Source organism: Methylococcus sp. EFPC2 (genome assembly GCF_016925495.1).
Taxonomy (GTDB): Bacteria; Pseudomonadota; Gammaproteobacteria; order Methylococcales; family Methylococcaceae; genus EFPC2.
This window is the reverse complement of sequence record NZ_CP070491.1, coordinates 4024207-4036447: the sequence shown is the minus strand read 5'-3', so window position 1 is coordinate 4036447 and position 12241 is coordinate 4024207. Positions and strand designations below refer to the sequence as shown.

At 64.0% G+C, this 12241-nt stretch carries 13 protein-coding genes; 11 read left to right on the top strand and 2 right to left on the bottom strand.

Going from position 1 to position 12241, the window contains the following annotated elements; all coding sequences use genetic code 11:
- Positions 1-112: 112 nt before the first annotated feature.
- The 11 genes from hemP to JWZ97_RS17255 all read left to right on the top strand — a co-directional run bounded on the left by hemP (position 113) and on the right by JWZ97_RS17255 (position 11164).
- Positions 113-304: a hemin uptake protein HemP gene (gene hemP / locus JWZ97_RS17305; RefSeq protein WP_205431708.1), complete on the top strand. Its 192-nt coding sequence runs from the start codon at positions 113-115 to the stop codon at positions 302-304.
- A gap of 107 nt (positions 305-411) precedes the next feature.
- Entirely contained in the window at positions 412-1155 is a 744-nt protein-coding gene (locus JWZ97_RS17300; RefSeq protein ID WP_205431707.1) for an energy transducer TonB, read from the top strand.
- 5 nt (positions 1156-1160) lie between these two features.
- Positions 1161-1904: a MotA/TolQ/ExbB proton channel family protein gene (locus JWZ97_RS17295; RefSeq protein ID WP_205431705.1), complete on the top strand. Its 744-nt coding sequence runs from the start codon at positions 1161-1163 to the stop codon at positions 1902-1904.
- Complete coding sequence (locus JWZ97_RS17290) at positions 1904-2332, top strand: biopolymer transporter ExbD (protein ID WP_205431703.1); 429 nt, start codon at positions 1904-1906, stop codon at positions 2330-2332. Before JWZ97_RS17295 ends, JWZ97_RS17290 begins: the two co-directional genes overlap by 1 nt.
- Positions 2333-2402: 70 nt before the next feature.
- On the top strand, positions 2403-4556 hold the full coding sequence (locus JWZ97_RS17285) for a TonB-dependent siderophore receptor (protein ID WP_205431701.1): 2154 nt from the start codon (positions 2403-2405) through the stop codon (positions 4554-4556).
- Between the two features lie 189 nt (positions 4557-4745).
- Entirely contained in the window at positions 4746-6917 is a 2172-nt protein-coding gene (locus JWZ97_RS17280; protein ID WP_205431699.1) for a TonB-dependent siderophore receptor, read from the top strand.
- Between the two features lie 99 nt (positions 6918-7016).
- Positions 7017-7712, top strand: coding sequence for a PepSY-associated TM helix domain-containing protein (locus JWZ97_RS17275; RefSeq protein WP_205431697.1), 696 nt, complete (start codon positions 7017-7019; stop codon positions 7710-7712).
- 141 nt (positions 7713-7853) lie between these two features.
- Positions 7854-8537 carry a Fe2+-dependent dioxygenase gene (locus tag JWZ97_RS17270; RefSeq protein WP_205431695.1) on the top strand — a complete coding sequence of 228 codons (684 nt, stop codon included), beginning with the start codon at positions 7854-7856 and terminating at the stop codon, positions 8535-8537.
- 192 nt (positions 8538-8729) lie between these two features.
- Positions 8730-10235, top strand: a complete 1506-nt coding sequence (locus tag JWZ97_RS17265; protein WP_240342386.1) for a multicopper oxidase family protein — start codon at positions 8730-8732, stop codon at positions 10233-10235.
- A gap of 197 nt (positions 10236-10432) precedes the next feature.
- Complete coding sequence (locus JWZ97_RS17260; protein ID WP_205431693.1) at positions 10433-10642, top strand: dodecin; 210 nt, start codon at positions 10433-10435, stop codon at positions 10640-10642.
- An 18-nt stretch (positions 10643-10660) separates the two neighbouring features.
- Positions 10661-11164, top strand: a complete 504-nt coding sequence (locus tag JWZ97_RS17255; RefSeq protein ID WP_205431692.1) for a disulfide bond formation protein B — start codon at positions 10661-10663, stop codon at positions 11162-11164.
- 61 nt (positions 11165-11225) lie between these two features.
- On the opposite strand, the gene JWZ97_RS17250 is transcribed toward JWZ97_RS17255, so the two are convergent.
- Together JWZ97_RS17250 and JWZ97_RS17245 are read right to left on the bottom strand one after the other, a co-directional pair.
- Positions 11226-11909: a hypothetical protein gene (locus tag JWZ97_RS17250; RefSeq protein ID WP_205431682.1), complete on the bottom strand. Its 684-nt coding sequence runs from the start codon at positions 11907-11909 to the stop codon at positions 11226-11228.
- A gap of 80 nt (positions 11910-11989) precedes the next feature.
- Positions 11990-12217, bottom strand: a complete 228-nt coding sequence (locus tag JWZ97_RS17245) for a hypothetical protein (protein ID WP_205431680.1) — start codon at positions 12215-12217, stop codon at positions 11990-11992.
- Positions 12218-12241 lie beyond the last annotated feature (24 nt).

Below are 12241 nucleotides of genomic sequence, written 5' to 3'. Positions count from 1 at the left end.
CCATCCGTGCAGGCTGTCCCCGCAATTCGCGAGCGAGCTCGGCGTGCGGCCTCAGGCACAACCGAACACGGCCGTTGACGACAGTAACAAGAATAATTATCATTAAGCCGTCATGAATAAAAACACCTCTTATCCCATCGCCGCTCCGCCCGTTTCGGAAAGCGAGGCCGGTGTTCGCAAACAGAGACGCCGCATCAGCAGTTCCGAACTGCTCGGGGTGGAGCGCGAACTGGTGATCGAACATGGCGGCAGCGAATACCGCTTGCGCATCACCAGCAACGACAAACTGATTTTGACGAAATAGCATCCGCCCGCCGAGTGCGGGCCAACACCAGCCAGCCACCCCGCCCGACGGCCAGGTAGCCAGCCAACGATAAGGTCTGTTTATTCGACTCATCGAGAGGCGGCATCATGCTGGCAGCAGTCTATACACAGGGCACATACACTCCCCCCAGCGGAGCCGAGAGCGCTCCGGCCCGAACCGCGTGCCTGCTTGCGGCGGTTCTGTTGCATGCCGCGGCGGCCGCGTGGGTGTTCGAGGGGGATAGACAGGAAGCGGCTCCGGCGAGAACCCCGCCCGCACCGGTCATGGTCGAACTGATCGCCCCTCCCGCACCGCCGACGGTGCAGCCGCCTCCGCCGGCTCCCCAACCTCCAGCCACGGCCAAGCCCAAGGTCGAACCGCCCAAGCCCAAGCCCAAACGGGTCGAGCGCCCGGCTCCGCGCCCGCCGGTGATTTCCCGCCCGGCCGAGCAGCCCGCAGCCGCGGCTCCGGCCGTGGCCGAGACGCCCCGTCCTCCTGCCGAACCGGCGCCCGCAGCCCCGCCGGTCCAAGCGGCCCCCGCTCAGCCGGCTCCGGCACCCGCCCCGGTCAGCCCACCCAAGTTCAATGCGGACTATCTGAACAATCCCGCGCCGGCCTATCCGTCGGCATCCCGCAGCCAGAGCGAGCAGGGCGTGGTCGTCCTGTGTGTGCTGGTCGATGCGAGCGGCGCGGCCGAGCGCGTGGAGCTGCGCAAATCCAGCGGGCACGAGCGGCTGGACGAGTCCGCCCGCGACACCGTCAAGCGCTGGCGCTTCGTGCCGGCCCGCCAGGGCGATCAGGCCGTTTCGGCCTGGGTCCTGGTACCGATTTCTTTCTCACTCGAAGGGTAAGTCTCATGGAAACCACAGCCAACCTGGGCATCAGCCACTTCCTCGCGCAGAGCGACGCGGTGGGCAAGGGCATCTTCGCCATCCTGCTCGCCATGTCGGTCGCCAGCTGGTACTTCATCGTGGTGAAAAGCCTCCAGGGCCTGATCGCCAAGCGGCGCACCGCGCGCTTCCTGGCGAACTTCTGGAACGCCTCCTCGCTGGCCGCCGTCGAGTTGCAGCTGGAAGAGCACCATCCCGACGAACCCTTTTCCCATTTGGCCTATCACGCCCTGGCGTCTTCCCGCCATCACGCCCGGCACGGGGCCAACCGGCTGAACGAAGCGGGCACGGCGGCGGACTTTCTCACCCGCGCCATGCGCCGGGTGATCGACGAGGAGACGGCGCGGCTGGAATGGGGCTTCACCCTGCTTGCCTCCATCGGCAGCACCGCGCCCTTCATCGGCCTGTTCGGCACGGTCTGGGGCGTCTACCACGCCTTGATCAGCATAGGCATGAGCGGCGACAGTGGCCTGGACAAGATCGCCGGTCCCGTCGGCGAGGCGCTCATCATGACCGGAGCCGGCCTGGCCGTGGCCATCCCCGCCGTGCTGGCCTACAACGCCTTTGGGCGATCCAACCGGCTAGTGCTTGCTCGGCTCGATGCGTTCGCCCACGACTTGTTCGCCTTCCTCACCACCGGCGCCCATTTCGCCGGCGCCTCCGGCGAACCGAAGGAAGCCCTGCCGCAAAGCTTCGCGGGAGGTGTGTGATGGCCTTCGGCAGCTTCAACCCCGCGCACGGCGGCACCCGGCCGATGAACGAGATCAACATGGTGCCGCTGATCGACGTCATGCTGGTGCTGCTGATCATCTTCATGATCACCGCCCCGCTGCTCAGCCACCAGGTCAAGATCGACCTGCCCAAGGCCAGCAGCCATCCGGCGAGCGAGGAGACCGACCACGTCGAACTCGCCATCGATGATGCGGGCCGGTTCTTCTGGAACGGCGAGGGGCTCGACCGCGCCGCGCTGAAGACCCGTTTGGCCGAGGCCGCGCTGAAACAGCCGCAGCCCGAACTGCATCTGCGCGCGGACAAGGCCACCGCCTACCAGATCCTCGCCGAAGTGTTGGCCGATGCGGCCAGCGCCGGCGTAACGCGCATCGGCTTCGTATCCGACCCGCGCGAGGCCCGCCCCTAACCCATCCGGCCGCCACCCAGCCGCTATCCGCCAGGCCGCCTGATCCTTACCAATAGACCGGAGACCCGTCATGACCACGAAACCCCCACACCGCCCGCTGCGGCGGCTCGGCCCCCTGTTGCCGCTCGGCGCCGCGTTGAGCGGCATGTCCACCGCCGCCCTCGCCGCCGACGAAGACCTCACCACACTGGCCCCGGTCAATGTGGTCGGCCAGCGCGTCAAGTCGGAAGGCGACACCCGGGGCTACGTCGCCAAGCGCAGCAGCACGGCGACCAAGACCGACACCCCCTTGATCGACACCCCGCAGTCCATCACCGTCATCACCCAGGAACTGATCAAGGACCAGGCCATGCAGAGCATCGCCGACACGGTGCGCTACGTACCCGGTGTCGTCATGTCGCAGGGCGAGGGCAACCGCGACGCGCCGATCTTCCGCGGCAACGCGTCGACCGGCGACATGTACGTCGACGGCATACGCGACGACGTGCAGTATTTCCGGGATCTTTACAACATCGACCGGGTGGAGGTGTTGAAAGGCCCGAACGCCATGATCTTCGGCCGCGGCAGCTCGGGCGGCCTGATCAACCGGGCCACCAAGCAGGCGAACTGGGACAACCCGCGCGAGGCGAACCTGCAAATCGGCTCCTGGGACAAGTTCCGCCTGTCCGGCGACTTCGGCCAGGCCATCAACGACGACTTCGCCGTACGCCTGACCAGTATGTGGGAAAGCTCGCGCAGCTACCGCGAAGGCTTCCATGCCGAACGCTGGGGCGTCAATCCGACCGCTTCCTGGCGTGCCGGCGAGCAGACCAAGGTGACCGTGGGCTACGAACACTTCGAAGACGACCGGGTGGCGGACCGCGGCATCTCGTCTTTCCGCGGGCGCCCGGTGGACCTGAAGGCCAATGTCTCCACCTTTTTCGGCGATCCGGAGCGCAGCCCGACCTGGGCCAAGGTTGACGCCTTCAACGCCGTGATCGACCACGACTTCGGCGGCGGCTTCAAATTCCGCAACCGCACCCGCTACGCGAGCTACGACAAGTTCTATCAGAACATCTTTCCGGGAGCGGTCAACGCCGCCGGCACCCGGGTATCGATCTCGGCCTACAACGACGCCACCCAACGCGAAAACTTCTTCAACCAGACCGACCTGACCTATGCGCTGGACACCGGGCCGCTCAAACACACCCTCCTGGCCGGCGCCGAATTCGGCCACCAGATAACCGATAATTTACGCCGGACCGGGTATTTCACGGCGGTCGGCCCCAACGCCACCTCGGTCAGCGTCTCCCTGGCCGACCCGCGCTACACCGGCCCAATCAGCTTCCGCCAAGCCGCCTCGGACGCCGACCGGCACAGCCTGACGACCATCGCCGCCGGCTATTTCCAGGACCAGATCGAACTCGGCAAGTATTGGCAACTGGTCGGCGGGGTGCGCTACGAGCGTTTCGAGGTCGATTTCCGCAACAACCGCAACGGCCAGACGCTGTTCTCCGGCGACGATTTGCTGTCGCCGCGCGGCGGCCTGATCTTCAAGCCGCTCGACGATGTATCCCTGTACGCCAACTACAGCATCGCCTACGTCCCGCGGGCCGGCGACCAGTTGGGTTCCTTGACGGTCACCAACCAGACCCTGCAGCCGGAACAGTTCAAGAACTACGAAGTCGGCGCCAAATGGGACATCCGCCCCGACCTGTCGGCGACCCTGGCCTTCTATCAGCTGGACCGCCACAACGCCCTGGCCACCGACCCCAACAATCCGGCGATCTCCTTCCTGGTCGACGGCCAGCGCACCCGCGGAATCGAGCTGGGCGTGAGCGGCAACATCACCGACGCATGGCGCGTCATCGGCGGCTACGCCTACCAGGACGCCGAGATCACCGAAAGCCTGTCGGCCAGCGCCCCGAAAGGCGCCAAAGTCGCCCAGGTGCCGGAACACACCGTCTCGTTCTGGAACCGCTACGACTTCACGCCGAACTGGGGCGCCGGCCTGGGCGCGGTCTACCGCAGCGCGATGTACGCCGCCACCGACAATCTGGTCACCCTGCCGGGCTTCCTCCGCTTCGACGCGGCGGTTTACTACAAGGTCAACGACCACGTTCAGGTGCAGGTCAACGTGGAAAACCTGTTCGACAAGGAATACGTGTCGTCGGCGCACAGCAACACCAACATCATGCCCGGCTCACCCATCGCCGCCAACGCCGGTGTACGGGTGAGTTTCTGATGCCGGTGCCATAGCCCGACTAGATGGAGGGAAGCCAGCCGACCGGCGAGCGAGATCGTCAGATAACGCCCACCGGCGGCCACGCCGGCTGCACGACCCGGCCGATTCGTAACGCAAACCCCAAAACGCCACCCAGCCGATTTTCGCCAGGTAGCCCGCTCGTTAAATCCACAAGACGGGAGACTACCCATGATAGAGAAGATCAAACACCGCCCGTTGCGGCGGTTCGGAACCCTGCTGCCGCTCGGCGCCATGCTGACCGGCGCCGCCCTGGCTGCGGAACCGCTGCCGGAGCAGCCGCCGAAGGAAGACGAAGTGACCTTGCCGCAGGTCAAGGTCAAAGCCGCACGCGAAGCAGCTCGTTACAAGGCCGACACCGCCACCACCGGCAGCAAGTTCGAGGCGCCGATCAAGGACATCCCGCAATCCATCGGCGTGGTGAAGAAGGAACTGATCGAATCGCAGAAGGCCTTCAGCCTGCGCGACGCGCTCAAGAACGTCAGCGGCCTCACCATCGCCGCCGGCGAGGGCGGGCGCACCGGCGATTCCATCACCCTGCGCGGCTTCAGCGCCAACTCCGACACCTATCTGGACGGCGCCAAGGAGAACGGCCAGTACGCCCGCGACACCTTTTTCCTGGAACGGGCCGAAGTGCTGAAAGGCGCCTCCTCCGTGCTGTTCGGCCGCGGCGCCACCGGCGGTGCCATCAACCAGATCGCCAAGAAGCCCTTGCGCGAAACCCTGGCCTCCGGCCAGTTCACCTACGGCTCCTTCGACTTCAAGCGCGCCACGGTGGATTTGGGCACGGCGATAAACGACCAGATGGCGGTACGCCTGAACGCGCTCTACCAGGACGCCGGTTCCTTCCGCCAGGAGAACTACACCAACCGCCGGGGCGTGGCGCCTTCGTTCAAGTGGGATTTTTCGCCCGACACCAACGTGACCCTGCATCTGCTGCACCAGGAGGAAGAAGGGGTATTCGACTACGGCCTGCCCATGTACCACGGCAAGCCGGCCAACGTGGCCATCGACACCTTCTACGGCTGGGAAGACGACCGGTTGATGAACACCGACGTCAACGTGGCGACGGCGATCTTCAGCCACCGCTTCACGGACGAGATCTCCTTCAAGCACACGGTCCGCTACGGCGATTACGAGCGCCACTACCGCACCCTGCTGCTGGGCGCGGTCACCGACCGGGGCCTGGCCTCCACCGTCGCGCGCACCCAGGCCTTGCGTCTGAACACCCAGCAAAGCCTGTTCAACCAGACCGACTTCATCGTCAAGCAGCCGGTGTTTGGCCTGAACAACACCCTGGTGTTCGGCATGGAGTTCGGCGACGAGGATTACAGCTTCCTGTCCAAGGACTCGACCGGCGCGCGGGCGGTTTCGGTCTTCGATCCGGTGCTCACGCCCACGGTCGGCGCCGGCCGGGCCAACAATTTCACCGGCACCCTGGCGACCAACCGCCTGACCACCTCCCAGACCTATGCCGGCTACCTGATGGACCAGATCGAGCTGACGCCGGAATGGAAGCTCTTGGGCGGTGCGCGCTACGACGTGTTCGAGGCCAAGCAGGAAGACCGTCTCAGCAATGCGGGCAATTTCGCCCGCACCGACCGGCAATGGAACCCGCGCGCCGGCCTGGTCTGGCAGCCGGTCAAGTGGCAGTCCTATTACTTCAGCTACGGCACCTCGTTCAACCCGTCCGCCGAGGCTTACAGCCTCAGCACCACCACCAGCAACATCGGCCCGGAGCAGAACCAGAACCTGGAAGTGGGCGCCAAGCTGGATCTGTTCGATGGCCGTCTGTCGGCCACCGGCGCCTTGTTCCGCCTGGAAAAGACCAATGCGCGCACCACCGATCCGAACGACCCGACCCGCAACATCCTGGCCGGCGAACAGCGTACCGACGGCTTCGAACTGGGCCTGGCCGGCGAGATCCTGCCCGACTGGGACTTGTCCGCCACCTACGCCTATCTGGACGCCGAGGTCACGGAGTCGAACACCACGGCCACCGGCGGCGTCAGCGGACGGGTGAAATCGCTGCAAGGCAAGGTGCCGGTCAACGTGCCGGAGCACAGCGGCGTGGTCTGGACCAGCTACCACATCACCAAGGAATGGGAGGTCGGCGGCGGCGTGTTCTACGCCTCCAAGCGCTACACCGACAACGTCAACGAGGTGACCCTGCCCGGTTACGCTCGCCTGGATGCGGTCATCGCCTATCACCAGCCACATTACGACGTGCAGGTGAACGTGTTCAACCTCACCGACAAGGAATACTACGAATCCGGCCAGACCCGTTCCGCTCTGCCGGGCGTGCCGATCTCGGCCCAGGCCTCCATCAACATCAAGTATTGACCGTAGGGTGGGTTAGGCGCGCAAACACCACGGCCCTCCCGGTCAGTTTGATCCGGGGCGCGTCGTAACCCACCGATAACCACACCCACAGAGGAAACCATGAGCCGTCCAAATTTTGCCGACCCACCGCCCGCCAGACCGTCCGGCGGCTATCTCTTCCTTCCCCGCCGCTTGGCGCGCGGGAGCTTTCTCAAATGGCTGCGCCGCACCCACGCCTGGCTGGGCTTGTGGGGCGCGGCCCTGGGCCTGCTGTTCGGCACCACCGGCATTTTGCTTAACCACCGGGAGGTGATGAAAATCCCCGCGCTCCGCGTGGAACAGAAGGAGGTCCAACTGCCCCTCACTGAACCTTACCCAGCCGATGCCAGGGCTCTGGCCGCCTGGCTGGAACAAACCCTGGGCGTGGCCTTCAGCAAGGCACGCATCCAGCAGGAGCCACCCAAGCCGGTGAGCTGGAATGGCGTTGCCGTACAGCAGCCAGCGCGCTGGCAGATATCCGTGCGCAATCCCCAGCGCTTTTTGCAGGCCGAATACTGGCAGGGCAACGCCTATGTGACGGTGAAGCAGGGAGAGGCGAACGCTTTCGCCTTTTTGACCAATCTGCACAAAGGCGTGGGGGTCGGCACCGGCTGGATACTGCTGGCCGATACCCTGGCCGGCTCCCTGGTGGTGCTCAGCCTCACCGGCGTGCTGATGTGGACGCGGCTGCATGGCCGCCGACTGGCCGCGGCCGGACTCGGCCTGGGCTCGTTGAGCCTGGCCGTGTGGTTCAGCCTGCAGGCGACCCTTGCGTGAATCGTGGATTTCCGGATTGCTGTTCGGTGGGTTACGCCGCGCCTACGCACCACGCGAACGGAAGGGTCGTCCGATTTGCGCGTCTAACCCACCCTACGACGAGCCGTTCGATATTCGATAGACAGTCTCAAGGAAAACGCCATGTTGTTGCACATACCCGAGGTTCTTACCCCCGAAGCCCTGGCCCGCTGCCGGGCGGTGCTGGAAAACGCCGCCTGGGTGGACGGGCGCGTCACCGCCGGCACCCAGTCGGCCCTGGTGAAAAACAACCGGCAACTGCCGGAAGAGTCGAAGAAAGCCAAGGCAGCGCGGGCCATCGTGCTGGAAGGCCTGGAGAATAGCCCCCTGTTTTTCTCCGCGGCCCTGCCCAAACGCATCTTCCCGCCACTGTTCAACTGCTACGAGGGCGAAGCCAACGCCTTCGGCAACCACGTCGACAACGCCATACGCACGATGGCTGCGACCGGCCAGCGTGTGCGCACCGACCTGTCGGCCACGCTGTTTTTGTCCGAGCCGGACGAATACGACGGCGGCGAACTGGTGATCGAGGACACCTACGGTGCCCACTCGGTCAAGCTGCCGGCCGGCGATCTGGTGCTCTATCCCAGTTCCAGCGTGCACCGGGTCGAGCCGGTCACCCGCGGCGCGCGCATCGCCTCCTTCCTCTGGCTGGAAAGCATGGTGCGGGAAACCGAACGCCGCCGCCTGCTGTTCGACATGGACATGGCCATCCTGGAACTACGCCAGACGCAAGGCGACACGCCGGCCGTGGTCAACCTCACCGGCAGCTATCACAACCTGCTGAGGATGTGGGCGGATGCGTGATCCGTGATTTAACCCAGGCCTGGGTCAAGTCCCGCAGTCGTCTCGGGCTCAAAGCGGTCTTTTCCGTTCCCAGGAGTCGGTGAAATGCCGCATTCGGGCGGGTGGCCCGCTAATTGCCCTCGCGACTGAGGGCCGGGAAAGACGCGTTTCTCTCTTCGGCCCGTCCTATCGCACCCAGAGAGAAGATCACGAATGCAAAATCGAAAAACTGTACTCGCCGCCGCCTGCCTGATCGGCGTCACGCTTTACCCGGCCGGTGCTTCCGCCATGATGGGAGGCGGAGGCTGCATGATGGGCTGCACATCCACGCCCACCCTCATCGATCCGCCGCGCGGGGCGGCGTTCAGCGACCCCGTCACCATGCCCAACCTGTCGACCACGGCGGGCATCGTCGAGGTGAACGTGGAAGCCAAGGTCGCGCCGGTCAACGTCAACGGCACGGTCGCCAATCTCCAGACCTACAACGGCTATTACCCGGCCCCCACCATCAAGGTGAAAAAGGGCGATTTGCTGAAGGTGCATTTCAAAAATTCCTTGCCTTACACCGGCCTGAACATGCACGGCCAACCGCGCGATCTGACCAATCTGCATACCCACGGCTTGCATGTCTCGCCTTCGGGCAATTCGGACAACATGATGCTGATGTTCGGAAGCGGCGAGGCGTTCGATCACGAGTTCGACCTCTCGCTCCATCCCGGCGGCAACCTCAATTTCTACCATCCGCATGTGCACGGCAATACCGCCGAGCAAGTCTGGGCGGGCCTGGCGGGTGCCCTGGAAGTGGCGGACGAGAACACGGCGCTGGCGGGCTACGAGACGCACACGCTGGTGCTGAAGGACATCAGCATCAGCAACGGCGCGCCGGCTCCGCACAGCGATTCCGACTTCATGAACGGCAAGGAAGGCGACACCATGATGGTGAACGGGCAGGTCAACCCGGTGCTGGCGATGAAGCCCGGCCAAGTGCAGCGCTGGAAGATCGTCAATGCCAGCAATGCCCGCTTCTACAAGCTGAATCTGGCCGGCCATAATCTCAATGTCATCGGCACGGACGGCGGACTGCTGAACAAACCCTACGCGCAGAGTACCGTGTTGCTTTCGCCGGGCGAACGCATCGACGTGCTGGTGAAGGCCTCGAGCAGCAAGGGCTATTACAAGTTCAAAGCGCTGGCCTACAACCGTGGCGCGGGCGCCTCGGCGAATCAGGAAATCACCCTGATGACGACCAACGTCACCGGCACGGCGGTCAGTCAGAGCCTGCCGGCCTCGGTCAACCCCAACGCCGTCAAGCTCAGCGTGCCGGCCAACGCCGTGACGCGTCAGATTACGCTCAGCATGGGCATGATGGGCGGCGGCGCCAGCATCAACGGCATCACCTATACGGATACCAGCGCCTACACCATCACTTCCAGCCTGAACACCTACGAGGTGTGGGAAATCTTCAATCACAGCATGATGGATCATCCCTGGCACCACCATGTGAACCAGGCGCAGGTGATTTCCATCAGCGGCGGGGATACGGCCTACAAATCCTTCTACACCAGCGTACCGGCCTGGAAGGACACCGTCATCGTACCGGCCATGGGCAGCATCAAGATCCTGGTTCCGGTACAGGATTATGCCGGCATGACCATGTTCCACTGCCACATCCTGGAGCACGAGGACATGGGCATGATGGGCGTCTGGAATATTCAGTAATCCTCAAAGGCAGGGACGCCGACATTCCCACAGCGCCGGACGAACTCGGTGCCCAGCGGCTCATCGATGAGTCCCGCCATCGGTCGCAACCAACGGCGAACGCAGACGAGGTGCGCGCGCTTGCGGCATCGGCGGTAGAATGCTCGCCGCGGTCGGCATCATAGCGATCGCGCCATTCATCCAACGGAGTGCCCGCCATGCCCAACCATGTCTATAAAGTCATCGAGATCGTCGGCTCGTCCACCGTATCCACCGACGACGCCATCCGCGCGGCGGTCGACAAGGCCGGCCAATCGATAAGGCATTTGAATTGGTTCGAAGTCGTGGAAACCCGCGGCCACATCCAGGACGGCAAGGTCGCCCACTTCCAGGTGACGCTGAAAATTGGTTTCCGCATCGAAGACTGACAGCCCCACGGACCGACCATGACCCTGCCCAACGCCCGCACGTCTTTCCTGCTCGGCTTCCTGTTCTGCGCCGGCCTGCTGCTGACGGCCATCTATTTCCAGTTCGTCAACGGACTGGAACCCTGCCCCTTGTGCATCTCCCAGCGCATCATGGTGCTCGCCACCGGGCTGGTGCTGCTGATCGCGACCCTGCACAACCCGGACCGCCTGGGCGTGCGCGTCTATGCGGTGTTGGGTGCGCTGGTCGCGCTGGGCGGTGCCTCCATCTCCGCCCGACACGTCTGGATACAAAATCTGCCCGCCGAGGAAGTGCCGGCCTGCGGCCCGGGGCTGGAATACATGTTCCACAACTTCCCCCTGGGCGAAACCCTGAAGCTGATGCTGACCGGCACCGGCGATTGCGCCCAGGTCGACTGGACCCTGCTGGGTCTGAGCATGCCGGCCTGGGTGCTGTTTTGCTTTCTGGCGCTGGCCGCGCTCAGTGTCGCTCAGTGGTGGAATGCGCCGCAGGCTCGGGACTGAGTGCGGGCGGCGTTTCCGGACCGGCGGCCGGGTCGGGCTTACCCCGCCGCTGTCATGCGGGCTAGGACTTGCGCCGGCTCCAGCCGATGAGCCCGGCCAATCCGCCGGCCATCAAAGTCAAGGAAGGCGGTAAGGGAACCGATTCCACCGCGTTGATGTGATAGCTATAGCCCTCCGTAACGTTAACTCCGGTGGGTATCCAGCCGTTCAGCTGCAGCGCGTGCTCCTGCACCGTACCGGTCAAGCCGCTGGTATTGCCGGTCGACCAGCCCGAGCAATAGGTGTCGGGACCCGAAGGAAAGGAGCAGGGGCCGGAATCGCCGGATAATTCCGCACCGATCACCCGCAGCAGAAAGTTGGGCAGCGCAAACCCCGCCAAGCTTTCCGCACCGTGCAATTCGGCGTTTTTCAAACGCGCCCAGGGCTCCTCCGTCGTATAAGGCGTCGCTCCCGATTCGGCGTCGGGCGGTAAAGACGTCCACCAATACCGATAGAACTCGACATTGAATCTGCCGCTGAGCGCATAGGTTTGCGGTTGCGGCTGGGCCGGTGGCGGCGCCCCGGTGGATGGGTCGTAAAAGCCAAAAACGGGCGCCGGAGTATAGGTAACGCTACTGCCCTCGCCTATCACATAGGTTCGCGTGGAGGTAAGTTCCACGCCACCGTCCACCGTGGCGGCGTAGCCATCGCCAACGGCCACCAGTCCCACGATTCCTGCCCATATCCCAAACGAAACATTCGACATCCGATTCCTCCATTCCTCATGATGGCCCGGTATCTGGGCCTGTTGCCATAAAAATCGCAAAGCGAACACTTTTATTCGGTTTATTTCGAGCGCATCAGCCACGCGATGACGCAGCTGAGACTGGCAATGATAAAGGCCAGGAGCCAGGTCTTTCCAATCAGATCGAGTAAGTTCTCCGACTCGACTCCATCGAATACCCAAAGGGTCAGGAGTACGGCCGACAAACTCAGGGCGAGGATCGCCACCAGTTTGAGCGTACCGGACAGGCCGTATTTTTCGCTCTTCGTATCGGGGGTTTGTTCATTCATGCTGGCCATCCTGAAACTTGCTCG